The organism is Pseudomonas lijiangensis (assembly GCF_018968705.1).
Lineage (GTDB): Bacteria > Pseudomonadota > Gammaproteobacteria > Pseudomonadales > Pseudomonadaceae > Aquipseudomonas > Aquipseudomonas lijiangensis.
Window position 1 is genome coordinate 4,328,201 of sequence record NZ_CP076668.1, and the last position, 23,656, is coordinate 4,351,856.

Sequence of the window (23,656 nt, forward strand, 5' to 3'; positions counted from 1 at the left end):
ATGCGTCGTGCCTTGCTCTTCGCTTTCGCTCTGTTCGCACTGCCTGCGGCACATGCAGCAGATCTTCAACCCTTCTCCGCCAGCTATACCGCCGACTGGAAGCAGCTTCCCATGAGCGGTACGGCCGAACGCAGCCTGGAAGCCGGCCCCAACGGCACCTGGACCCTCAGCTTCAAGGCCTCGATGATGATCGCCAGCCTGACGGAAGTCAGCACGCTGAAAGTCGATAAAGAGGTGATGCTGCCCCAGACCTACAACTTCGAGCGCAGCGGCCTGGGCAAGTCCAAGAAGGTTGATCTGGCCTTCGACTGGAACGCCAAGTTCGTGACCGGCACCGACCGTGGTGACGCCATCAAGCTTGCGCTCAACCGTGGCGTTCTCGACAAGTCCACTTACCAGCTGGCCCTGCAGCATGACGTGGCAGCCGGCAAGAAGAGCATGAGCTATCAGGTCGTCGACGGTGACGAAATCGATACTTATGACTTCCGCGTGCTGGGCTCGGAAAAGGTCGCCACCAAGGCCGGCCAGGTCGATGCCATCAAGGTCGAGCGCGTACGTGACCCGACACAAAGCAAGCGCACCACCGTGCTGTGGTTCGCCAAGGATTGGGATTACCTGCTGGTTCGCCTGCAACAGGTCGAAACCGACGGCAAGGAATACAACATCATGCTGTTGGACGGCACCGTCAACGGCAAGGCTGTGAAAGGTAGCTGATCCTTCTGTGGGAGGCAGCTTGCTGGCGACTTTAACGGACAGCCGCAGAATATCTGTCGGTTTTCAGGTCCTTTCGCCAGCAAGCTGCCTCCCACAAGTTTTGTCTGGTTTTACCCCCCCACAAGCCTGAATTCATTCGTGAAACCCTTCATGAAGAATCCTTCATTTCCCCCTCGCAAAACCTGAAAGCCCCGCCAATCAAAGCCTCCAGCCCTGCAAAAAGTTCAATAGGCCAGTACCTGAAAAATTGCCTGTTTACTTAGCAAGCTAACCGATTCTATAAAAGAGTCCTGCGACACATCGCCGCAGTTTCTAGAGTCAGGAGCTATCAATATGACCGTTAAAGTTACTGAGCGTGACGAAGCCCACCTCTCTCATGAAGCCGTTGCGGATGGCATTCAGATCTGGGACGTTTACCAACAGGATCAGTTGGTGGGGATGTTTCACGTAGAGTCAGACGCCTATAACTACAAGGCGGAGCTGGAAGAGCAGGAAAACCAGCGCACTCACTAATAATTCGAGAGCAAAACAAAACCCGCCTTGAGCGGGTTTTGTTTTGTGCGCAAGAGACTTACCACATCAGGTCGTCAGGCACCTGATAGGCCGCATACGGATCATCTGCATCCGGCGCTTCGGTCGGGGTGTTGAGCAACACGACACGGCGTGGGTCACGTTCCTGGATCTTCAGCGCCGCTTCACGGGGAATGATTTCGTAACCGCCGCCGTGATGCACGATGGCCAGCGAGCCGCTGCTCAGCTTGTTGCGCATCAGGGCATTGACCGAGATACGCTTGACCTTCTTGTCATCGACGAAGTTGTAGTAATCCTCGGTCGTGAGCTTGGGCAGGCGCGAGACTTCGATCAGTTGCTTGATCTGCGCGGTACGAGCCTTGGCCTCGACCTTTTCCTGCTGCTGACGATTGAGCTCCTGGTCACGCCTGGCCTTTTCGGCCTGAGCCTCCTGGGCCGCACGCTTTTGCGAGTCATCGATCTGGATCTGGCCCTTGTGCGCCAGACGCTGTTCTTTCTGCTTGTCTTTGCTGACCTGCTTGGCCTGCTTTTGGTTGACCAGACCTGCCTTGAGCAACTGGTCGCGAAGGGAAAGGCTCATTGTCTACTCGCTTATGCAGATACCACACGCTCAGCCGCAGCCGGGCGTGCTCTTTTCCTGACGTTTGGCTTCGCCCCACAGAGCGTCCATTTCATCGAGAGTGCAATCTTCGATGGGACGCCCGGCCTGATGCAATGCCTGTTCAATAAATCGGAAGCGCCTGTCGAACTTGCCATTGGCCGAGCGTAGCGCAGTTTCCGGGTCAACTTTAAGATGCCGGGCCAGATTGACGACCACAAACAGCAAATCGCCCACTTCCTCGGCCATGCCCTGAGCATCATTCTCGGCCATGGCTTCAAGCACTTCATCCAGTTCTTCACGAATCTTGTCGACCACCGGCAAGGCCGCAGGCCAGTCGAAACCGACCTGAGCCGCACGCTTCTGCAGCTTGACCGCACGGGACAGCGCCGGCAGCGCTACAGGCACGTCGTCGAGCAATGAAAGCTGCTCGGGCGCTGCTGCCTTCTCGGCGCGCTCCTGAGCCTTGATCTCGTCCCAGCGCCGGTTGACCTCTTCATCGGTCAGACGCGGCGTTTCCAGTGGTGCATACAGCTCGCCGGTGGGGAACACATGGGGATGACGACGCAACAGCTTGCGAACGATGCCGTCTACGACACCTTCGAACTCGAAACGCCCCTCTTCTTTCGCCAACTGAGCATAGAACACCACCTGAAACAGCAGGTCCCCCAGTTCGCCGGGAAGATGATCGAAATCCCCCTGCTCGATGGCATCCGCGACTTCATAGGCCTCTTCCAGCGTATGCGGCACGATACTGGCGTAAGTCTGCTTCAGATCCCAGGGACAACCGTACTGCGGATCGCGCAGACGGGACATGAGATTGAGCAGGTCGGTGATTGAGTACATGGGGCTCCTTTCAGTCGCAGCTATAAGCTGAAAGCTACAAGCGGCAAGCTAGAAGACAAACGAGCTTGCAGCTTGAAGCTTAAAACTTACAGCCTCCTACGGCGTCCTGTTGCGCCGCGTCTCGATGATGTTCGGCAACTGGGCAATCCGTCCCAGCAACCGACCCAGCGCATCCAGGCCTGGAATCTCGATGGTCAGGGACATGAGCGCGGTGTTGTCTTCCTTGTTCGAGCGGGTGTTGACCGCCAGAACGTTGATCCGCTCGTTGAGCAGGACCTGGGTGACGTCACGCAGCAGCCCGGAACGGTCGTAGGCGCGGATGATGATGTCCACAGGATAGGTGAGCACCGGCACCGGTCCCCAGCTGACCTGAATGATCCGCTCGGGTTCGCGGCCACCCAATTGCAGCACCGAAGCGCAATCCTGACGGTGGATGCTCACGCCGCGACCCTGGGTGATATAGCCGACAATGGCATCCCCCGGCAGCGGCTGGCAGCAGCCGGCCATTTGCGTCATCAGGTTGCCGACGCCCTGGATCTGGATATCGCCGCGCTTGCCCGGTTTGTAACCGGTGGCCTTGCGTGGAATCAGTTCAACATCGTTGATACGTTCCGGCTCGACCTGCTGCTGGGCAAGGTTGACCAGTTGCGCCAGACGCAGGTCGCCTGCGCCCAGGGCGGCGAACATGTCTTCGGCGGTCTTGTAGTTGGCCTTGTCCGCCAGCTTCTCGAAATCCACCAGCGACAGCGCCAGACGCGCCAGTTCGCGCTCAAGCAGGGTTTTACCCGCCGCCACGTTCTGGTCACGGGCCTGCAGCTTGAACCAGTGAACGATCTTGGCCCGCGCCCGGGACGTTGTGATGTATCCCAGGTTCGAGTTCAGCCAGTCGCGGCTCGGCGTACCGTGCTTGCTGGTGATGATCTCGACCTGCTCGCCGGTCTGCAGGCTGTAGTTGAGCGGTACGATCCGGCCATTGATCTTCGCGCCACGGCAGTTGTGGCCGATCTCGGTGTGTACCCGATAGGCGAAGTCCAGCGGTGTCGAGCCCTTGGGCAGGTCGATGGCGTGACCGTCCGGGGTAAAGACGTAGACACGGTCCGGCTCGATATCGACCCGCAACTGCTCGGCCAGACCACCGATATCGCCCAGCTCTTCGTGCCATTCCAGCACCTGACGCAGCCAGGAGATTTTCTCTTCGTAATGGTTGGAGCCGGATTTGACGTCAGTGCCCTTGTAGCGCCAGTGGGCACAGACGCCCAGTTCGGCTTCTTCGTGCATGGAGTGCGTGCGGATCTGCACTTCCAGCACCTTGCCTTCCGGCCCGATAACAGCCGTGTGCAGCGAGCGATAGCCGTTTTCCTTGGGGTTGGCGATGTAGTCGTCGAACTCCTTGGGAATGTGTCGCCACAAGGTGTGAACGATACCCAGCGCGGTGTAGCAGTCGCGCATTTCCGGGACCAGCACCCGCACGGCACGCACGTCGTAGATCTGGCTGAAAGCCAGGCCCTTGCGCTGCATTTTGCGCCAGATGGAATAGATGTGTTTGGCACGCCCGCTGATGTCGGCTTTGACGCCGGTGGCCAGCAGTTCGTTTTCCAGTTGCGACATTACATCGCTGATGAAGCGCTCACGATCCAGGCGCCGCTCATGGAGCAGCTTGGCGATCTGCTTGTATTGCTCGGGCTCAAGGTAGCGGAAAGACAGGTCTTCCAGCTCCCACTTGATATGACCGATGCCAAGACGATGGGCCAGAGGCGCATAGATATCGAAAACTTCACGGGCCACGCGATTGCGCTTTTCGTCGTCGGCATTCTTTACCGCACGAATCGCACAGGTACGCTCGGCCAGCTTGATCAGGGCCACACGCACGTCATCGACCATCGCCACCAGCATCTTGCGCAGATTTTCCACCTGCGCCTGACTGCCCAGCACCAGAGACTGGCGAGGGCTGAGGCTGGCACTGATCGCCGCCATGCGCAGCACGCCGTCGATCAGCTTGGCGACGGTCGAACCGAAGCGCTGCTCGACATCCTGCAAGGGGATCACGCCTTCGCGCACGCCCCGGTAGATGACGGCTGCGATCAGGGAGTCCTGATCGAGCTTGAGGTCAGCCAGGATTTCCGCGATTTCCAGACCGGTCTGGAAACTGGAAGTACCGTCTGCCCAGTGATTCTTTAAAGCATTGTCCTTGTGCTCGGCTTGCCGGGCAAATTCACAGGCCTCTTTCATGGCCTCCCGATCGAGGACCATATCGACGCTGACAATGTGATCCAGCCATGCATCGAGGTTGATACTGCCGTCTGTGTTTATCGGCTGGTGCGCTCTCACCTGTACCATGCTGCTTACCTTCCCTACGGCGCGATGAATAGCGCCTTCAGTCGCCAGCCTTCTTGAGCGAATGCCACTTGCCGGGCAAGCAAGGACCGGCATTCGCGGGCCAGTCGGATTAAACGAGATTCCCTGTCAGCAGCTGACTCGATCCAATGAACCGCTGCTCACTTACTCGCTTCAAATAAAGCCATCGCCTCGACATGGGCCGTCTGTGGAAACATATCGAGTATTCCGGCACGTTTTAATCGGTAGCCCTGATTGACCAATTCGACCGTGTCGCGAGCCAAAGTTGCCGGGTTGCATGAAACATAAACCAACCGTCTGGCGCCTGATTTCCTGATCTGGCGCACTACTTCAAAAGCCCCGTCGCGCGGTGGGTCCAAGAGTACCGCAGAAAACCCGTCAGCGGCCCAGCTTGCTTGTGTCAGCGGCTGGGAAAGATCCGCCTGAAAAAACCTGACGTTATGCAGATCATTACTCACTGCATTGGCAGAGGCACGCTCGACCATGGTCGCAACCCCCTCGACCGCAACCACTTCCCGGGCCATCCCGGCCAGCGGCAGAGCAAAGTTGCCCAAGCCACAGAACAGATCCATCACTCGCTCGTCAGCCTTGGGCGCCAGCCACTGCAACGCCTGCTCGATCATCGCGGTATTCACCGCCGCGTTGACCTGAATGAAATCCCCCGGCCTCCAGGCCAATTGCAGATTCCATGGGTCAAGATGATAGCCCAATGCCTGATCCGGGTCTGCCGGTTGCGGCTCGCCTTCGCCATGCAGCCAGAGTTGCGCGTCATGCTCCTTGCAGAACCCTTGCAGCATGGCCAGATCACCCTCGGCCAGAGGCGCGGTGTGACGCAGCAACACGGCAATGGAAGAACCGCTGAACAATTCAACGTGACCCAGCGACTGAGGTTTGCTGAAGCTTTTCAACAAGGCAGGCAGTTGCGTCATGATCGGTTGCAAGGCCTGTACCAGCACCGGGCAATGCTCGATGCTGACGATGTCCTGACTGGCTGCCGCACGAAAGCCCACATCCAGCCGTTTGGCCTTGGCATCCCAGCGCACGGCGATGCGCGCACGTCGGCGGTAGGCCAGTTCGGCACCGGCAAGAGGCGCGGCCCATTCATCCGGCACGACATTCGCGACCCGCTGCAACTGCTCGGCCAGCATGCGCTGTTTCAGGGCAAGCTGTTCGTCATGGGGCACATGTTGCACGCTGCAACCGCCGCAGCGACCAAAATGTTCGCACGCTGCCGGGCGACGCAGATCGCTGGCCTGCAACACTCGCTCGGTACGCGCTTCGACAATCTTGCCGTGGGCATTGAGCACCCGCGCCTCGACCTCCTCACCTCCAAGGCTGCCTGCTACGAACCAGGTCTTGCCGTCGAGAAAGGCGATGCCGCGTCCGTCACTGGACAGGCGTTCAATGGTCAGCCGCTGTTTCTTGCCAGCAGGGATCTGCGCAGCCTTGACGCCTCCAGCGGGTTGGAAGCGCAGCCCTCTTGGTTGTTTGGCCATCAGTTGGGCGCGTCGTAGACGCCGGTCGACAGGTAACGGTCGCCGCGGTCACAGATGATTGCGACCATGACCGCATTTTCGACTTCACGGGACAGGCGCAACATGCCGGCTACAGCGCCACCGGACGACACGCCACAGAAGATGCCTTCTTCGCGGGCCAGTCGGCGCATGGTGTCTTCGGCTTCCTGCTGGGCCATGTCGATGATGCGATCGACACGATCGGCCTGATAGATACGCGGCAGGTATTCCTGGGGCCAGCGGCGGATGCCTGGAATCGCGGCGCCTTCCATTGGCTGCAGACCGACGATCTGCACGTCCGGATTCTGCTCCTTGAGGTAGCGCGAGGTGCCCATGATGGTCCCCGTGGTGCCCATGGAGCTGACGAAATGGGTGATGGTGCCGCCAGTCTGCTGCCAGATTTCCGGGCCGGTACTGGTGTAATGCGCTTCGGGATTGTCGCCGTTGGCGAATTGATCGAGCACCTTGCCACGGCCTTCGGCCTGCATGCGCTCAGCCAGGTCGCGGGCGCCTTCCATGCCCTCTTCCTTGCTGACCAGAATCAGTTCCGCGCCATAGGCGGTCATGGCAGCCTTGCGTTCGGCACTGGAGTTGTCCGGCATGATCAGAATCATGCGATAACCCTTGATCGCTGCGGCCATGGCCAGGGCGATGCCGGTATTGCCGGAAGTGGCTTCGATCAGAGTGTCGCCCGCGTGGATCTGGCCGCGCAGTTCGGCACGGGTAATCATCGACAGCGCCGGGCGGTCTTTTACCGAGCCAGCCGGGTTGTTACCTTCGAGCTTCAACAGGAGGGTATTGCTGGTATTACCCCCGATGCGTTGCAGGCGCACGAGCGGGGTGTTGCCGACGCAATCGGCAATGGTTTGATACTGCAAGGTCATGGCGTATTCGCGATCCAGACTGCGGGGGGCACTATCATAACGGCAAACGCCCAAAGCCCATATCACGCAAAGTGCGCTTCTTATCACCAAAAGGAATAAGCGATATTTTCGGCTCCAGCCTCACAAGCCTTGACTTCCCGCACCCCCAAGAGCGTATCGGCATGTAATATGCGTTTCAGGGTAAGCGGCTAGACTGCCCTGAAACGATATCGATGGACTGATTCCGACAGGTGGAGAAAGCTGTGCTGACCAAACTGGGTATAAAAGGCCGCGTATTACTGCTGACTATTCTGCCGGCCAGTTTGATCGCGCTGATGATGGGCACTTACTTCACGGTGATGCAGCTTCACGAGTTGCAGGGCCAGTTGCTGCAACGCGGTGAAATGATTGCCCAGGAACTGGCGCCACTGTCCGCCCCCGCGCTGGGACGCAGAGACAAGACCCTCCTGAGTCGCATCGCCTCCCAGACCCTCGAACAGGCCGATGTACGTTCGGTGTCCTTTCTGGACCCCGAGCGCAATCCCCTTGCCCATGCCGGCCCGAGCATGATCGCGCCTTCACCCATCGGTAACAGCACCCAGTTGCTCAACACGTCTGCCAACGATGCGACCCGTTACCTGCTGCCGGTATTTGGCAATCAGCGCCACCTGACCAGCGAAATCATCCCCGCCGAAGCCGACCGGCTGCTGGGCTGGGTTGAGCTGGAAATTTCCCACAACGGCACTTTGCTGCGTGGCTATCGCAGCCTGTTCGTCAGCAGCCTGCTGATCCTCTTCGGCCTGGCGCTGACTGCCATTGTCGCGGTACGCATGAGCCGCACCATCAATGAACCCCTGAGCCAGATCAAACAGGCAGTGTCGCAACTCAAGGACGGCAACCTCGAAGCACGAGTACCGCCGCTGGGCAGCGCGGAACTGGATGTGCTCGCCTCCGGCATCAATCGCATGGCTTCGACCTTGCAGAATGCCCAGGAAGAATTGCAGCACAGCGTCGATCAGGCCACGGAAGACGTCAGGCAGAACCTGGAAACCATCGAGATCCAGAACATCGAACTGGATCTGGCACGCAAGGAAGCACTGGAAGCCAGCCGGATCAAATCCGAGTTCCTGGCCAACATGAGCCATGAAATCCGCACCCCGCTCAACGGCATTCTGGGCTTCACCCATCTGTTGCAGAAAAGCGAGCTGACCCCGCGCCAGCGCGATTACATGAACACCATCGAGAAGTCGGCCGACAGCCTGCTGAGCATCATCAACGAGATTCTCGACTTCTCCAAGATCGAAGCTGGCAAGCTGGTACTGGAAAACGTCCCGTTCAACCTGCGCGACCTGCTGCAGGACACCATGACTATCCTGGCTCCGGCAGCCCATGCCAAGCAGCTTGAACTGGTCAGCCTGGTTTATCGCGACACGCCATTGTCCCTGTCGGGCGACCCGCTGCGCCTCAAGCAGATCCTGACCAATCTGGTCAGCAACGCGATCAAGTTCACCCGCGAAGGCACCATCGTCGCCCGGGCCATGGTCGAAGACGAAACCGAGGAACACGCGCAGTTGCGCATCAGCGTTCAGGACACCGGCATCGGCCTGTCCAGCCAGGATGTACGCGCCCTGTTCCAGGCCTTCAGTCAGGCGGACAATTCGTTGTCTCGCCAGCCGGGCGGCACAGGCCTCGGGCTGGTGATTTCCAAACGCCTGATCGAGCAGATGGGCGGCGAGATTGGCGTGGACAGCACGCCGGGCATCGGCTCCGAGTTCTGGATCACGCTGACGCTGCCCAAGGCCCGGGAAGAAGTCGAAGAGCTGCTGTACAAGCCGCTGGAAGGCGTTCGCGCCGCCGTGCTTGAACACCATGAACTGGCCCGTCAGGCTCTGGAACACCAACTGGAAGACTGCGGGCTTGAAACCCTGATCTTCAATAATCTGGAAAACCTGCTCAACGGGGTGACCGCCGCCCACCAGACATCGACAGCCATCGATCTGGCGGTGCTGGGCGTTACCGCCCATGAAATCCCGCCGGAGCGGCTGCGCCAGCACATATGGGATCTGGAGAACCTGGGCTGCAAGGTGCTGGTGTTGTGCCCGACCACCGAGCAGGCGCTGTTCCAGTTGTCGGTGCCAGATGTCTATAACCAGTTGCAGGCCAAGCCCGCCTGCACCCGCAAACTGCAGAAAGCCCTGTCGGAACTGATTGCGCCCAAAGTGGTGCGCACCGACGTTGTCCAGCCATTGGCCAGTCGCCCGCCAAAAGTCCTGTGCGTGGACGACAACCCCGCCAACCTGTTGCTGGTCCAGACCCTGCTCGAAGACATGGGCGCGCTGGTCGTGGCGGTCGACAGTGGTTATGCGGCGCTGCATTGCGTGCAGACCGAAACCTTCGATCTGGTGCTGATGGATGTGCAGATGCCGGGCATGGATGGACGTCAGGCCACTGAAGCGATTCGGGTCTGGGAACTGGAGCGCCAGTGTACGTCCCTGCCCATCGTCGCCCTCACCGCCCATGCCATGGCCAATGAAAAGCGTTCCTTGCTGCAAAGCGGCATGGACGATTACCTGACCAAGCCCATCAGCGAGCGGCAACTGGCGCAAGTAGTGCTCAAGTGGACAGGACTGGCCTTGCGCACGCCGCTGCCGGAGCGCCCGTCCGATACCCAGCAGAACCATGCAGGGCCGCTGGTGCTCGATCACGAAGAAGGTTTGCGTCTGGCTGCCGGCAAGCCCGATCTGGCAACCGATATGCTGGCCATGCTGCTGGCATCGCTGGATGCCGACCGCGAGGCCATTCGGCTGGCACGAGCCGCCGAAGACATTCAGGGCCTGATCGAGCGCGTCCATCGCCTTCACGGCGCCACACGCTACTGCGGCGTACCGCAACTGCGCGCCGCCTGCCAACGCGCCGAAACCCTGCTCAAACAGGATTCGCCAGAGGCTATCGATGCCCTGGACGATCTGGATAAAGCCATTACCCGGCTGGCCGTCGAAGCTCGTGTAACCGCCTAAGTTCAATGATGTGGGAGGCAGCTTGCTGGCGACAGGGCCAGTGAAGCCAAGACATTTTTATCGGCTTCAACGCCCCCGTCGCCAGCAAGCTGCCTCCCACAGTCAACGAACTGACCTGGCAAGATTTAACGCAGACAGAGCGAATAAACTCGTTTCTACAAGGAAGACCCATGACCCTGCGCACCCTGATTTTCAGCAGCCAGACCTATGACCGGGAAAGCTTCCTGGCCGCCCAGGCACCCGAAGGCCTGGAACTGCATTTCCAGCCCGCTCGCCTGACCCTGGAAACCGCCACACTGGCCCAGGACTACCCGGTGGTCTGCGCCTTTATCAATGACGACCTCAGCGCCCCGGTACTGGAGCGTCTGGCAGCCGGTGGCACCAGGCTGATTGCCCTGCGCTCGGCGGGTTACAACCATGTGGACCTGCAAGCCGCCCAGCGACTCGGCCTCGCCGTCGTCCGGGTTCCGGCGTATTCGCCCCATGCCGTGGCCGAGCACGCCGTGGCCTTGATCCTGGCCCTCAACCGCCATCTGAATCGCGCCTACAACCGCACCCGCGAAGGCGACTTCAGCCTGCATGGCCTGACCGGTTTCGATCTGGTGGGCAAGACCGTCGGCGTGATCGGCACCGGGCAGATCGGCGCAACCTTCGCGAAGATCATGTCGGGTTTTGGCTGCAAGCTGCTGGCTTACGATCCGTACCCGAATCCGCAAGTCCTGGCCCTGGGTGCCGAATATCTGAGCCTGCCCGCCCTGCTTGAACAGGCGCAGATCATCAGCCTGCATTGCCCGCTGACCGAGCAGACCCGCCACCTGATCAACCAGCAATCCCTGGCCACCCTGCAACGAGGCGCCATGCTCATCAATACCGGTCGTGGGGCGCTGGTGGAAACACCTGCATTGATCGACGCCCTCAAGACCGGGCAACTGGGGTATCTGGGGCTGGATGTCTATGAAGAGGAAGCGCAACTGTTCTTCGCCGACCGCTCGGACCTGCCGTTGCAGGACGACGTGCTGGCGCGCCTGCTGACTTTTCCCAATGTCATCATCACCGCTCATCAGGCTTTTCTGACTCAGGAAGCACTGGGCGCCATTGCCCGTACAACTCTGGATAATATTGCAGCGTGGAATGCAGGTACTCCGCAAAACCGGGTAGAAGCCCAAGCGTGATAAGATGCGCGCAATTTGGAGGACCCATGGTCGAACACGATTTCCGCTACAGCATGCTCAACCCGCAACACACTCTCACCGAGTGCCGTACGCTGGGGCCCGGGCGTTATCAAGTCACCGGTAACGGCGGCTCGATTCATAACAATGACCAGTTGCTGGTGACCATCAAGGGCAGCAAAAGCCTTTATATGCGTCTGTCGGTAGAGAAAGTCCGGCACCTGATCAACCCGCCCGGCCAATGGGTCGCAGTGGCCAATGGCCCGGCGTTCGACGAATTGGCAATCCACCAGTGGAAGGTCAATTGCGACAGTTGCTCGGCCGAGCTGGACTTCGAGTTCATGGTCGAGAGCAAGCTTGGCACCAAGGCCCAGAAACCCGCCGCCGTTGCACGCATCGCCGAGCTGGGCTGGAAGACCGAGGGTGAAAAACACACATGCAGAAAGTGTCAGGAGAAAGTGGCATGAAACACCTGGCTGTACTGAGCCTGATCGGTAGTGCCCTGCTGGTCGGCTGTGCGACTGAGCCCAAACCCATCGAACAGGATCAGAGCTATGTGCTGGAGTGGATCGGCGAACGTCCGCTGATCGACAGCAGCCGCCTGACCATGACCCTCGGCGCCGATGGCCGCGCCTACGGCAACGCAGGCTGCAACCACTGGTTCGCGCCCTACACTCTGAAAGGCCAGACCATCAGCTTCGGCCCCATCGGCAACACGCGCAAAATGTGCGTACCGCCGTTGATGGAACAGGAGCAGCGTTTCCTGAAAGAACTGAGCAAGGTGCAGCGCTGGGATATTTCACCCATCGAGCAATTGCGCCTGTGGCCAGCCGAAGGCAAGCCATTGCGGTTCTGGCCTGAGGACTGATCAAGCCACACCCAGTGGGAGCGAATTCATTCGCGAATGGCCTTCGCGAATGAATTCGCTCCCACACACACTTCAGCCTTCCCCGCGCAACGCCTTCAACTTGTCCGTCACGCCCTGTGCGGTCTGCTCGCCCAGCAACTGCGCGCGCATCTTGCCTTTGTCGTCGATGATGTAGGTCACCGGAAGCGCTTCGGAAGGTGGCAGGTTGTAGCGCTCGGCAGGGTCCTGGGCCAGGACGGTGAATTTGATGCCCAGGGCATTGGCAGCATTTTTCAGGTCGTCGCCCTGCAGGTTGTCGAAATTGACACCCAGCACGCTGACTTTCTTGTCCTTGAGTTCCTCGGACAAGTGATTGAACTCGGGGATCTCGGTACGGCATGGGCCACACCACTCCGCCCAGTAGTTAATCACCAGCCAATGGTTGTCGATGCGTTCGCTGGACACCTTCTGGCCGTTCTGGTCCACCCCCAGATCCGCGCCACAACCGCTCAACAGCAAACTGCCGACAAACATCGCTACCGCTGCCAATCGCCTCGCCATCTGTGCTTCCTTCCTCGACTTTCTCTATAAACGGTTCACCGATATGCGCCTGATCATGTCGACCCGCGCCGTCGCGCAGGTAGAATACGCGCCACTCTAGGCAAGATGCGACCTGCAAATGACTGATCTGACGCTTTATCACAACCCGCGCTGCTCGAAATCCCGCGGCGCGCTGGAACTGCTGCAGGCCCGCGGCCTGACTCCGGACATCGTTCTGTACCTCGAAACCCCACCGGACGCCGCACAATTGCGCGACCTGCTGGCAAAGCTGGGGATTGGCCCACGGCAATTGCTGCGCAGTGGCGAAGATGACTACAAGGCCCTGAACCTGGCAGACCCGAGCCTGAGCGACGAGCAACTGATCGCCGCCATGGCTTCGCACCCCAAACTCATCGAGCGGCCGATCCTGGTCGCAGGCGACAAGGCGGTTATCGGTCGTCCTCCAGAAAACATACTGGAGCTATTGCCATGAGCGATGCCTACATTCTGGTTCTGTTCTACAGCCGCAACGGTTCCACCAGCGAGATGGCCCGCCAGATCGCTCGCGGCATCGAGATGGGCGGCATGGAAGCACGGCTGCGCACCGTGCCTGCCATTTCCGCCGACTGCGAAGCCACCGCTCCGCAGATCCCGGAAAACGGTGCGCTGTATGCAACGCTGGACGACCTGAAGAACTGCTCAGGCCTGGCGCTGGGCAGCCCGACCCGTTTCGGTAACATGGCTGCGCCGCTCAAGTACTTTCTGGACGGCACCAGCAACCTCTGGCTGACCGGTGCGCTGGTGGGCAAACCGGCCAGCGTGTTTACCTCCACCGCCAGCCTGCATGGCGGCCAGGAAACCACGCTGATGTCGATGCTGCTGCCTTTGCTGCACCACGGCATGTTGGTGATGGGTCTGCCTTACAGCGAAGCCGCGCTGCTGGAAACCGCCGGTGGCGGCACGCCTTATGGTGCAAGCCACCACGCCGGAGCTGACGGCAAGCGGCCGCTGGATCGCCATGAAACCGAACTGTGCCGCGCCCTTGGCCTGCGCCTGGCGAAAACCGCGCTGCAACTGGAGACGCCGCGTGGCTAAAAAGCCCAAAGTGCTGCCGCCCAGGGAATGGCTGGAGCCAAGGGTACGCATCAGCCGGGCCGCGAGCCTGATCTGCTTTCTGGGCATGGTCGCCCTGCTGTCGGTGTATTACCTGTTCATCGCCGACCTGCATGGCGCCCGCCCCCCTGTAATCCTGGCCGTCGAACTGCTGCCCCTGTTGTTACTGGCACCCGGCATGTTGCTGGGCAAAACGCGGGGGCACTCCTGGACCTGTTTTGTCATCAACCTGTATTTCATCAAGGGCGCCCTTGCCGCCTTCGACCCGAACCGCTGGCTGTTCGGCGTGCTGGAAATGCTGGCCAGTGTGGCGGTATTCATCAGTGCGCTGCTGTATGTGCGGTGGCGATCGCAACTTGACCGCACCGACCGAATCATGCCGATCAGTTAAGGTCATACATCACTTTGTGGGAGGCAGCTTGCTGGCGACTTCAGCGTACAGACGCAGAATATTTGCCGGTTTTCAGGCCTTTTCGCCAGCAAGCTGCCTCCCACAAGTTTATGTGTGGCTGATCTATCTGCTTATGGAGAACCGATGCACGATTACAAGTGGTTGAACGAATACTGTCTGAACCGTTTCGGCTCGGCCAAGGCACTTGAGGCGCTGCTGCCGGTGCCGCATACGCCGAAGCAACTGATGGCTTTCGGCGATGATCGCTATCTGTCGACCATGGCGCTGCGAGTCTTTCGGGCAGGCTTGAAGCACAGTCTGGTGGATGCTAAATGGCCTGTGTTCGAGGAAGTGTTCTTTCGCTTCGATCCGGAGAAAGTCGTACTGATGGGGGCTGACCATCTGGAGCGGCTGATGCAGGACACTCGCATCATTCGCCACCTGGGCAAGCTCAAGAGCGTGCCACGCAATGCGCAACTGATTCTGGATGTCGCCCAGGAACACGGCAGCTTCGCCAAATTCATCGCCCAATGGCCTGTCGATGACATCACCGGCCTATGGCAATACCTGGCCAAGCACGGCAATCAGATGGGTGGGCTTTCAGCGCCGCGCTTCCTGCGCATGGTGGGCAAGGACACCTTTATCCCGAGCCAGGATGTAGTGGCTGCCCTGAACGCGCAGAACATCGTCGATAAAGTACCGACCAGCAAGCGCGATCAGGCCATCGTGCAGGATGTCTTCAATCAGTGGCATGCCCAGAGCGGGCGTCCGATGTGCCAGCTCTCGGCGATGCTGGCCTTCACCGTCAACCACTGATTGCCGGTCAGATATTCACCACATTGACGAACCGCGAGGCTGCGGTTTCGTCCATGCGCAGGCTGGTGAAGTCAAACAGGTTGCGGTCGGCCAGTTGCGACGGATGAACGTTCTGCAAGGCGCGGAAGATGCTTTCGGTACGGCCGGGCGTCTTGCGTTCCCACTCGATGAGCATTTCCTTGACCACCTGGCGCTGCAGGTTTTCCTGGGAGCCGCACAGGTTGCACGGAATGATCGGGAATTCCTTGAAGTCCGAATACGCCTGAATGTCCTTCTCATGGCAGTAAGCCAACGGGCGGATCACCACGTTGCGGCCGTCGTCGGAGCGCAGCTTGGGCGGCATGGCCTTGAGCGAACCGTTGAAGAACATGTTCAGAAAGAAGGTTTCGACGATATCGTCGCGATGATGCCCCAGCGCCATTTTGGTGGCGCCGATCTCGTCGGCGAAGGTATACAGGGTGCCACGACGCAGACGCGAGCACAGCGAACAGGTGGTCTTGCCTTCCGGAACCAGCTCCTTGACCACCGAATAGGTGTCTTTTTCGACGATGTGGTATTCGATACCCAGGGTTGCCAGATAGGCTGGCAGCACATGCTCCGGGAAACCTGGCTGCTTCTGGTCCATGTTCACGGCAACGATCTCGAACTTGATCGGCGCGACCTTCTGCAGATGCATCAGCACGTCGAGCATGGTGTAGCTGTCCTTGCCGCCGGAGAGACAGACCATCACCTTGTCGCCATCTTCAATCATGTTGAAGTCGGTAACCGCTTCGCCGGCCAGCCGACGCAGGCGTTTCTGCAGTTTGTTCTGATTGACTGAAAGGGTGCCCATGATGCTGGTGGTATCCGCTGGTGACTTCGGGGAAAGGGCGGCCATTTTACGCACAACCTGCGGATCGTTAAACCACTGGCTTATGGAACCCTGCTATTAACAGGCCATGGTAAATCGCCAAACACTCTAAGCCCGCCGTTCATGGCCTGACCATGCTTTCTATACTGCGTGATGAGGTCGCATTCAGGCTTGTGGCCTTCCATCCACGAGATGAAGGAGTCACCCTAATGATCCATCACGTCTGGGGGCTGTTCACGCATCCCGATCGGGAATGGAGACAGATACGTGGCGAAGAAGAAAGCATTGGCCACATGTACCTCACTCACACCCTCATCCTGGCCGCGATCCCGGCAGTTTCCGCTTATATAGGCACCACCCAGATCGGCTGGGCCATCGGTGACAGCCCGCCGGTGATGCTGACCCACGGCAGCGCGATAGGCATGACGCTCATGTCATACATTTCCATGCTGCTGGGTGTTGCAGTAATGGGTGGCTTCATTCACTGGATGGCTCGCACCTACGATGCCACGCCAACCCTGGCCCAATGTGTTGCGTTTGCCACCTATACGGCCACGCCTCTGTTCATCGGCGGGCTGGCGGCGCTGTATCCCCATATGTGGCTGGGGATGCTGGTGGGGACTGCGGCCATTTGCTACACGGTTTACCTGCTCTATGTCGGGCTGCCGACGTTCATGGATATTCCCGAAGAAGAAGGCTTCATGTTTTCCAGCTCCGTCCTGGCCGTGGGCCTGGTGGTGCTGGTAGCGATCATGGCCTTTACCGTGGTGCTGTGGGGCGTCGGAGTCGGCCCGGAATACACCAGTTGAAGAACCGTGCGGCGGGCAGCACGCTCATGCAGCCCGCCACGGCGACCGACCATCCGGCAGTCGGGGTTGCCAGCACGCCCCCGCATTACGGCATACTTGGCGCATCTGGAGAGCCACACAGCATGCCCGAGCAACTCAATTCCCGTGTAGAAACCTGTTACCAGCAAGCCGAAGCCTTTTTCAAACGCACCTTCAAACGCCCGGTCGTCAGCCTCAAGCTGCGCGGCCAGAAAGCCGGTGTCGCCCACCTGCACGAGAACATGCTGCGCTTCAACCCGAAGCTGTATCGGGAAAACGCCGAAGACTTCCTGCGCCAGACCGTACCCCACGAAGTCGCTCACATGATTGCCCATCAATTGTTCGGGGACCGTATCCAGCCTCATGGCGAAGAGTGGCAACTGATCATGCGCGGCGTATACGAACTGCCGCCCAACCGCTGCCATACCTACGCCATCGAACGACGCAGCGTAACCCGCTACATCTATCGCTGCCCCTGTGCCGGCAGCGACTTCCCCTTCTCGGCCCAGCGCCACAACATGGTTTCCAAAGGCCGCCGCTACCTGTGCCGCCGCTGCCGTCAGACGCTGGTTTTCAGCGGTGAAACCCGCGTCGAGTAATCCCCCGTCGCAGAAATCGCACCCATAAAAAAACCCATCCGAAGATGGGTTTTTTGTCACTCAGCGCGTGTTACACGGTCTTGCCAGTGTTCACAGGAGCCGGGCCTTCAGCGACACCCAGGTCATCTTCATGACGGGTTTCGACGATTGCCGAACCACCGGAAGCCAGCTCAGCCTGCAGCTTGTCGTTGTCCAGCTCGCCAACCCACTTGGCAACAACCAGCGTCGCGACAGCGTTACCGACCAGGTTGGTCAGGGCGCGGGCTTCGGACATGAAGCGGTCGATACCCAGGATCAGCGCCAGACCGGCAACCGGCAGGTGGCCGACGGCCGACAGGGTTGCAGCCAGAACGATGAAGCCACTACCGGTCACGCCAGCAGCACCTTTGGAGGACAGCAGCAGCACCAGCAACAGGGTGATCTGGTGAGTGATGTCCATGTGGGTGTTGGTGGCCTGTGCAATGAACACGGCAGCCATGGTCAGGTAGATCGAGGTGCCGTCCAGGTTGAAGGAGTAACCGGTCGGGATAACCAGACCAACCACCGACTTCTGTGCGCCCAGACGCTCCATCTTGATCAGCATGCGTGGCAGTGCGGATTCCGAAGAGGAAGTACCCAGCACGATCAGCAGCTCTTCACGGATGTAGCGGATCACCTTGGAGATGGTGAAACCGTGCGCACGGCAGATGGCGCCCAGTACCAGCATCACGAACAGGAAGCAGGTGATGTAGAAGCAGATCATCAACTGACCGAGCTGCACCAGGGAACCCACACCGTAGGCGCCGATGGTGAAGGCCATGGCACCGAACGCACCGATAGGCGCCAGTTTCATGATCATGTTGATGATGTTGAACATCACGTGAGCGAAGCGATCGATGAAGTCCAGGACCGGACGACCATAGGAGCCCAGGCGATGCAGCGCGAAGCCGAAGATCACCGAGAACATCAGCACTTGCAGGATGTCGCCGTTGGCGAAGGCGCCGACGATGGTGTTCGGAATCACGTTGAGGATAAAGCCGACGATGCTCTGGTCTTTACCGGCAGTGACGTAGGCAGCGATCTTGGAGGCATCCAGAGTGCTGACGTCGATGTTCATGCCGACGCCCGGCTGAACGACGTTGACCACGACCAGACCGATGACCAGGGCCAGGGTCGAGACGATCTCGAAGTACAACAGTGCGTAGCCACCGGTCTTGCCGACCGACTTCATGTTCTGCATGCCCGCGATACCGCTGACGACCGTACAGAAGATGATGGGGGCGATGACCATTTTGATCAGTTTGATGAACCCGTCACCCAGCGGCTTCAAAGCCTTGCCGGTATCAGGGTAGAAGTGGCCGATCAGGATACCGATAACAATCGCTACGATTACCTGAAAGTACAGAGTTTTGTAGAAGGGCTGACGAGTCGTCATTGTTCTTATCCTCAAGGGCGTCGTCGGCATCTCACCTGATGCACGCGAGCCTATAAAGCACTAACCCTCCTGCACTGGAGGGATTTGTTGTGTCGAGTTTGCACAGGGCAGTTCTCTACGACGACAAGTAGCAAGCGGCGTGCCATTCCTGGAAAAACGCTCCATGAGTCCGACTTACAAGGCGTCGCTGTATAAACAGTAGTAGGAAAAGGCCATGATGGTGGCGGTTTTCCGCCGATAGAGAATAAAAAAACCGAAAGGGTGGCGGGTATCCGCCTCGATGCCGAACCTCAGGAGGAGCAATACCGATCAGTCAAGGCACACGCAACACTTGTGGGAGGCAGCTTGCTGGCGAAAAAAGCCTGAAACTGACAGATATTCTGCGTCGTACGCGGAAGTCGCCAGCAAGCTGCCTCCCACAAAGTCATCTCTGGCCTTAACTGATCACGCCAGAAAATGAATCCTGAACACGGCCCCACCCAGCGGCGAGTCGCCCAGGGTCAGGCGGGCGCTGTAGCTTTCGATGATGTCCTTGACCACCGCCAGCCCGATGCCCTGCCCCGGGTTCTGTCGGTCCAGCCGCTCACCGCGCTCCAGAATGCGTGCCCGCTGGCGCAGGGGAATGCCTGGGCCATCGTCCTCGACGCACAATTCGTCACCCGTTGCAGATGACTGAAAACTGACTCTGACTTCTCCCAGACAAAGCCGGTAAGCGTTCTCCAGCAAATTGCCGAGCATTTCCAGCAACGCGCCCTCTTCCATCGGTACCTGGCAGTCCTCGGGCAGGTCCAGCGTGACCTTGACCTGCTTGTCGCGGTAAACCTTTTCCAGGGTGTTGCACAGGCTTTCGACCACAGGGCGCAGCTTCACGTGATGCCGGACCAGACCGCTCTTGCGCAGGCTGGCGCGCTGCAACTGGTAACCGATCTGCTGGCTCATGCGCTCGATCTGCGATTGCAGGACCCGCGCCTGCTCCACATCTTCAGGGCGCTTGGCGATGTTTTCGCTGACACCCTGCAACACCGCCAGCGGCGTTTTCAGGCTATGGGCCAGATCGTCCAGAGAATCGCGATAGCGAGTGCGCTGCTCGCGCTCACTGCGCAGCAGGCGGTTCAGGGAGTCGGTGAGGCGCAGCAGTTCGCTGGGATGTTCTTCACTCAGGCTGTCCCGCGCACCGGCTTCCACCTGATCCAGTTCCTGGCTCAAGCCCTTGAGCGCGCGCAGCCCCCAGGTCAGCCCCAGCCACAGCAGCCCCAGCAACACCAGCAAGGCGCCGCCGAAGCCCAGGTAAAGTTTTTTCCGTAAATCGGCAATGGTTTCCTGATAGTCGCGCAAGGGTTGCACGGCCACGATACTGAATGCCGCATTGCGGCCGCCCAGCAGACGGATCTCGGCGTCGTAGACGAAATACTCATCGCCATTGGCTTCCTTGATCTTGGAAAACAGACTGCCCTGCCCGTCATAGTGCGGGCGGTATTTGATGTTTTCGCCTTCAGTGCCCAGCGAACGCCAGACCAGTTGCCCCTGAAGGTTATAGATGTAGCCCAGCAAGCGACTGCCCGGCAGATTGAACTGCTCGCTGGGCAGGAGCGATGGCATCAGCAGACGACCGTCTTCGACACGCGCCGCTGAAATCATGGTCGTTACGTCCGCCGCCAGACGTTGTTCGATTGCGCCACGCAATGCCAGACTGAATGCGCCCTGCAAGGCAGGCAGCATCAGCAACATGAAAATCACCGCCAGGGTTGCGGCGGCCAGCATCAAACGCAGGCGCAGCGAACGAATCATGTACAGCGCTCAGTGAACAGATACCCCATGCCACGCACCGTATCGATAGGTTTGAACGCCACGGCGCCTTCCAGCTTGCGACGCAGGCGGCCGACCAGCACTTCGATCACATTCGGATCGCGCTCATCGTCGTCAGGGTACAACTGCTCCATCAGGCGCTCCTTGGGCACCACTTGCTGATGATGAAGCATCAGGTATTCGAGAATCCGGTATTCATACGCCGTCAGTGCCAGGGGCTGTTCGGACAGCGCGGCCTGCTTGCGGTTGAGGTCCAGCAGCAAGGGGCCTGCGGTGATGGTGGACTGGATGAAACCGCTGGAGCGTCGCAACAGGGCATTGAGTCGCGCTTCCAGTTCCTCGAACTGGAACGGCTTGACCACATAGTCGTCCGCACCGGCGGCCAGCCCTTCGACCTTGTCCTGCCAGTTGCCACGGGCGGTGAGGATCAGAATCGGAAACGCCTTGCCCTGGGCACGCAACTGACGAATGAGGTCCAGCCCGCCAATGCCCGGCAAGCCGAGATCGATCACGGCCAGATCATGATTGAACTGGCCGACCTGATACAGCGCCTCCTCGGCATTGGCCACTGCTTCCACCACATGACCGGTTTCGGTCAGGCGGGTCCACAAGTGATGGCGCAGCAACGCTTCATCCTCGACCACCAACAACTTCATGTAGCTCCCCCTAAGACAAATAATGAAACGACATCGCCGAATCGGTACTCGACAGCCTGGCGCTCAAGGGCAAACGCTGCGTTACATCATATCCGCCCAGCAGGACTTCCCGGCTGACAGACACACCATTGTAGGTGCCCGAGAGACTGCCATAAATAGCCGGTGAATAAAGCGCCCCCGTTGTACCGGCCAGAGAATCCTGCTGCCCCATGCCATGACTCCAGCTATTGGCATCGTCGAGCCTCTCGCTGGTCTTGCCGAACTCGATACGTGCCGGCTCCAGTCGACCGTCACCGGCCTGCGCTGCAGCACTGCCACCCAGAAAAGCCAACGCCAGGAACAACTTGTTGATGTTCAGCATAAGGACTCCTTTTGCGCTCGGGGACGCTGTCAAAGTACGATTTCACAGTAGCCCCCGTGGCCTGAACTGTTACTGAACGCGCTCTGAACCTGCGCTGAACGGAAGTTCAGGATAAAAAGGCGGAATCGTCTAAGCTGTGCCCTTTATTCCCTCCCGCTAGAAGGAACTGAACATGCGTATGTGGATTGCGTTGATCATGGTTAGCCTGACCGGACTGGCCCAGGCGGCGATCAAGACCGAACAGATCGACTATCAGAGTGCCGACGGCACCAAACTGGTGGGTTATTACGCCTACGACGACGCCATCAAGGGCCAGCGCCCAGGTGTTCTGGTGGTTCACGAATGGTGGGGACTGAACGACTACGCCAAGCGTCGCGCCCGTGATCTGGCGGCTCTGGGTTACAGCGCCATGGCCATCGACATGTACGGCGAAGGCAAGAACACCGAACACCCCAAGGATGCAATGGCCTTCATGCAGGCTGCACTCAAGGACAGCGACGCTGCCGACAAGCGTTTCGATGCAGGCCTTGAGCAATTGAAGAAACAACCCCAGACCAACCCGGCCAAGATCGCTGCCATCGGCTACTGCTTCGGTGGCAAGATCGTGCTCGACGCGGCACGTCGCGGCGAACCATTGGCGGGCGTGGCAAGCTTCCATGGCGCGCTGGTCACCAACACACCGGCAAAACCCGGGATCAAGGTTCCGATGCTGGTCGAGCATGGCGCCAAGGACAGCATGGTCACGCCCGAAAACGTCGCGGCCTTCAAGAAGGAAATGGATGACGCCAAGGCTGACTACAAATTCGTCAGCATCGAAGGCGCGAAACACGGTTTCACCAACCCCGACGCCGACCGCCTGAGCCACGGCGACCATGGTGGCCCGGACATCGGCTACGACAAGGCTGCCGACCAGAGTTCGTGGGCAGACATGCAGGCGTTCTTCAAGAAAATATTTGGTTGACCTTTGTGGGAGGCAGCTTGCTGGCGACGTGGCCTGTGAAAACAGCACATTTGTATCGCCGGTCACATACCATCGCCAGCAAGCTGCCTCCCACAGGTACTGCATTCCAGACCCAGCTTGAACATCCGGAACAATGCCGCACATGACTCCACCCCCGACATTCCCCACCTGTTGCTCCATCCCCACCCAACACTGGCCACTGCCACGGGCAGTGCCGGGGGCGGTGTTGGTCAGCAGCCATTTCGATCCACAAAAACTGGCCGAAGGTGATTTTCAGCGTTGCGCCATCGCGCCGCCTGCCAGCATCCAGCGCTCGGTCGCCAAGCGTCAGGCAGAATTCCTCGCCGGTCGGCTCTGCGCCCGTGAAGCCCTGCACCAACTCGATGAGCGTCTGTACGTCCCCGCCATTGGCGAAGACCGTGCGCCGATCTGGCCCGGCGATATCAGCGGTTCCATCACCCACAGCACCGGCTGGGCAGCCGCCATCGTTGCTTCCCGACAGCAATGGCGCGGGTTGGGGCTGGATACCGAAAACATGTTGAGCACCGATCGCGCCACGCGACTGGCCGGGGAAATCCTCACCGCCGATGAACTGGCCGCCATGGCAGCCGGACCGGAAGAAGACATCGCGCTGCGGGTCACCCTGACCTTCTCGATCAAGGAAGCGCTGTTCAAGGCCCTCTACCCTATCGTGCAAAAGCGCTTCTATTTTGAAGACGCGCAACTGCTGGAATGGTCTGCCGATGGTAGCGTGCGCCTGCGCCTGTTGATGGACCTGTCCAGCGAATGGCACAGCGGCAAGGAACTGGAAGGCCAGTTCAGCCTGCACGATCAGCACTTGTTGAGTCTGGTGAGCATCGCCGCCTGA

25 protein-coding genes are annotated in these 23,656 nt (G+C 59.4%); 14 read left to right on the plus strand and 11 right to left on the minus strand.

Annotation, left to right across the window (positions count from 1 at the left end; genetic code table 11):
* The gene (locus KQP88_RS18000; protein WP_198727064.1) at positions 1 to 714 is read left to right on the plus strand and encodes a DUF3108 domain-containing protein; all 714 of its coding nucleotides are present in this window, start codon (positions 1 to 3) and stop codon (positions 712 to 714) included.
* Between the two features lie 333 nt (positions 715 to 1,047).
* Positions 1,048 to 1,227, plus strand: a complete 180-nt coding sequence (locus tag KQP88_RS18005) for a hypothetical protein (protein WP_025261336.1) — start codon at positions 1,048 to 1,050, stop codon at positions 1,225 to 1,227.
* Positions 1,228 to 1,285: 58 nt separating this feature from the next.
* Here the strand turns inward: KQP88_RS18005 and KQP88_RS18010 are convergent, their stop codons facing one another.
* The 5 genes from KQP88_RS18010 to cysM all read right to left on the minus strand — a co-directional run bounded on the left by KQP88_RS18010 (position 1,286) and on the right by cysM (position 7,442).
* A complete protein-coding gene (locus tag KQP88_RS18010; protein ID WP_200992646.1) occupies positions 1,286 to 1,825 on the minus strand; it encodes a DUF2058 domain-containing protein in 540 nt (179 codons plus the stop codon).
* Positions 1,826 to 1,855: 30 nt separating this feature from the next.
* The gene (gene mazG, locus KQP88_RS18015; RefSeq protein WP_200992647.1) at positions 1,856 to 2,689 is read right to left on the minus strand and encodes a nucleoside triphosphate pyrophosphohydrolase; all 834 of its coding nucleotides are present in this window, start codon (positions 2,687 to 2,689) and stop codon (positions 1,856 to 1,858) included.
* Positions 2,690 to 2,785: 96 nt separating this feature from the next.
* The gene (relA, locus tag KQP88_RS18020) at positions 2,786 to 5,026 is read right to left on the minus strand and encodes a GTP diphosphokinase (protein ID WP_198727069.1); all 2,241 of its coding nucleotides are present in this window, start codon (positions 5,024 to 5,026) and stop codon (positions 2,786 to 2,788) included.
* Positions 5,027 to 5,184: 158 nt separating this feature from the next.
* Positions 5,185 to 6,540, minus strand: a complete 1,356-nt coding sequence (gene rlmD / locus KQP88_RS18025) for a 23S rRNA (uracil(1939)-C(5))-methyltransferase RlmD (protein ID WP_216703799.1) — start codon at positions 6,538 to 6,540, stop codon at positions 5,185 to 5,187.
* The gene (cysM, locus tag KQP88_RS18030; RefSeq protein ID WP_216703800.1) at positions 6,540 to 7,442 is read right to left on the minus strand and encodes a cysteine synthase CysM; all 903 of its coding nucleotides are present in this window, start codon (positions 7,440 to 7,442) and stop codon (positions 6,540 to 6,542) included. Before cysM ends, rlmD begins: the two co-directional genes overlap by 1 nt.
* Positions 7,443 to 7,684: 242 nt before the next feature.
* Between cysM and KQP88_RS18035 the strand changes: the two genes are divergently transcribed.
* The 4 genes from KQP88_RS18035 to KQP88_RS18050 all read left to right on the plus strand — a co-directional run bounded on the left by KQP88_RS18035 (position 7,685) and on the right by KQP88_RS18050 (position 12,475).
* Positions 7,685 to 10,438, plus strand: coding sequence for a response regulator (locus tag KQP88_RS18035; protein WP_216703801.1), 2,754 nt, complete (start codon positions 7,685 to 7,687; stop codon positions 10,436 to 10,438).
* 176 nt (positions 10,439 to 10,614) lie between these two features.
* Positions 10,615 to 11,610 (plus strand): 2-hydroxyacid dehydrogenase, encoded by a 996-nt coding sequence (locus tag KQP88_RS18040; protein WP_216705991.1) that lies wholly within the window; start codon positions 10,615 to 10,617, stop codon positions 11,608 to 11,610.
* A gap of 26 nt (positions 11,611 to 11,636) precedes the next feature.
* Positions 11,637 to 12,074 carry a hypothetical protein gene (locus KQP88_RS18045; protein ID WP_200992651.1) on the plus strand — a complete coding sequence of 146 codons (438 nt, stop codon included), beginning with the start codon at positions 11,637 to 11,639 and terminating at the stop codon, positions 12,072 to 12,074.
* Positions 12,071 to 12,475 carry an META domain-containing protein gene (locus tag KQP88_RS18050; protein ID WP_198727080.1) on the plus strand — a complete coding sequence of 135 codons (405 nt, stop codon included), beginning with the start codon at positions 12,071 to 12,073 and terminating at the stop codon, positions 12,473 to 12,475. Before KQP88_RS18045 ends, KQP88_RS18050 begins: the two co-directional genes overlap by 4 nt.
* 72 nt (positions 12,476 to 12,547) lie before the next feature.
* On the opposite strand, the gene KQP88_RS18055 is transcribed toward KQP88_RS18050, so the two are convergent.
* A complete protein-coding gene (locus tag KQP88_RS18055; protein ID WP_216703802.1) occupies positions 12,548 to 13,015 on the minus strand; it encodes a TlpA disulfide reductase family protein in 468 nt (155 codons plus the stop codon).
* Between the two features lie 118 nt (positions 13,016 to 13,133).
* Between KQP88_RS18055 and arsC the strand changes: the two genes are divergently transcribed.
* The 4 genes from arsC (at position 13,134) to KQP88_RS18075 (ending at position 15,314) form a co-directional block, all read left to right on the plus strand.
* Complete coding sequence (gene arsC, locus KQP88_RS18060; RefSeq protein ID WP_200992654.1) at positions 13,134 to 13,487, plus strand: arsenate reductase (glutaredoxin); 354 nt, start codon at positions 13,134 to 13,136, stop codon at positions 13,485 to 13,487.
* Positions 13,484 to 14,089: an NAD(P)H:quinone oxidoreductase gene (gene wrbA, locus KQP88_RS18065; protein WP_198727085.1), complete on the plus strand. Its 606-nt coding sequence runs from the start codon at positions 13,484 to 13,486 to the stop codon at positions 14,087 to 14,089. Before arsC ends, wrbA begins: the two co-directional genes overlap by 4 nt.
* A complete protein-coding gene (locus KQP88_RS18070) occupies positions 14,082 to 14,498 on the plus strand; it encodes a DUF2069 domain-containing protein (RefSeq protein WP_216703803.1) in 417 nt (138 codons plus the stop codon). Before wrbA ends, KQP88_RS18070 begins: the two co-directional genes overlap by 8 nt.
* Positions 14,499 to 14,642: 144 nt before the next feature.
* Complete coding sequence (locus KQP88_RS18075) at positions 14,643 to 15,314, plus strand: DNA-3-methyladenine glycosylase I (protein WP_200992891.1); 672 nt, start codon at positions 14,643 to 14,645, stop codon at positions 15,312 to 15,314.
* Positions 15,315 to 15,321: 7 nt separating this feature from the next.
* Here the strand turns inward: KQP88_RS18075 and ttcA are convergent, their stop codons facing one another.
* Positions 15,322 to 16,146 carry a tRNA 2-thiocytidine(32) synthetase TtcA gene (gene ttcA, locus KQP88_RS18080; RefSeq protein ID WP_025261351.1) on the minus strand — a complete coding sequence of 275 codons (825 nt, stop codon included), beginning with the start codon at positions 16,144 to 16,146 and terminating at the stop codon, positions 15,322 to 15,324.
* A gap of 227 nt (positions 16,147 to 16,373) precedes the next feature.
* Here ttcA and KQP88_RS18085 point away from each other — a divergent pair, with 227 nt between their 5' ends.
* Together KQP88_RS18085 and KQP88_RS18090 are read left to right on the plus strand one after the other, a co-directional pair.
* Positions 16,374 to 16,973 carry a Yip1 family protein gene (locus KQP88_RS18085; protein WP_198727091.1) on the plus strand — a complete coding sequence of 200 codons (600 nt, stop codon included), beginning with the start codon at positions 16,374 to 16,376 and terminating at the stop codon, positions 16,971 to 16,973.
* A gap of 122 nt (positions 16,974 to 17,095) precedes the next feature.
* Positions 17,096 to 17,590 carry a SprT family zinc-dependent metalloprotease gene (locus KQP88_RS18090; protein WP_198727139.1) on the plus strand — a complete coding sequence of 165 codons (495 nt, stop codon included), beginning with the start codon at positions 17,096 to 17,098 and terminating at the stop codon, positions 17,588 to 17,590.
* 70 nt (positions 17,591 to 17,660) lie between these two features.
* Here KQP88_RS18090 and KQP88_RS18095 read toward each other — a convergent pair whose 3' ends face one another.
* The 4 genes from KQP88_RS18095 to KQP88_RS18110 form a co-directional block, all read right to left on the minus strand.
* Positions 17,661 to 19,004 carry a dicarboxylate/amino acid:cation symporter gene (locus tag KQP88_RS18095; protein WP_216703804.1) on the minus strand — a complete coding sequence of 448 codons (1,344 nt, stop codon included), beginning with the start codon at positions 19,002 to 19,004 and terminating at the stop codon, positions 17,661 to 17,663.
* Between the two features lie 444 nt (positions 19,005 to 19,448).
* The gene (locus tag KQP88_RS18100; protein ID WP_025261355.1) at positions 19,449 to 20,792 is read right to left on the minus strand and encodes an ATP-binding protein; all 1,344 of its coding nucleotides are present in this window, start codon (positions 20,790 to 20,792) and stop codon (positions 19,449 to 19,451) included.
* Positions 20,789 to 21,466 (minus strand): response regulator, encoded by a 678-nt coding sequence (locus KQP88_RS18105; protein WP_025261356.1) that lies wholly within the window; start codon positions 21,464 to 21,466, stop codon positions 20,789 to 20,791. Before KQP88_RS18105 ends, KQP88_RS18100 begins: the two co-directional genes overlap by 4 nt.
* Positions 21,467 to 21,476: 10 nt before the next feature.
* Positions 21,477 to 21,827 carry a hypothetical protein gene (locus KQP88_RS18110; protein WP_095067500.1) on the minus strand — a complete coding sequence of 117 codons (351 nt, stop codon included), beginning with the start codon at positions 21,825 to 21,827 and terminating at the stop codon, positions 21,477 to 21,479.
* 172 nt (positions 21,828 to 21,999) lie between these two features.
* On the opposite strand from KQP88_RS18110, the gene KQP88_RS18115 reads away from it, so the two are divergent.
* Together KQP88_RS18115 and KQP88_RS18120 are read left to right on the plus strand one after the other, a co-directional pair.
* Complete coding sequence (locus tag KQP88_RS18115; RefSeq protein ID WP_216703805.1) at positions 22,000 to 22,788, plus strand: dienelactone hydrolase family protein; 789 nt, start codon at positions 22,000 to 22,002, stop codon at positions 22,786 to 22,788.
* A gap of 142 nt (positions 22,789 to 22,930) precedes the next feature.
* Entirely contained in the window at positions 22,931 to 23,656 is a 726-nt protein-coding gene (locus KQP88_RS18120) for a 4'-phosphopantetheinyl transferase family protein (protein ID WP_216703806.1), read from the plus strand.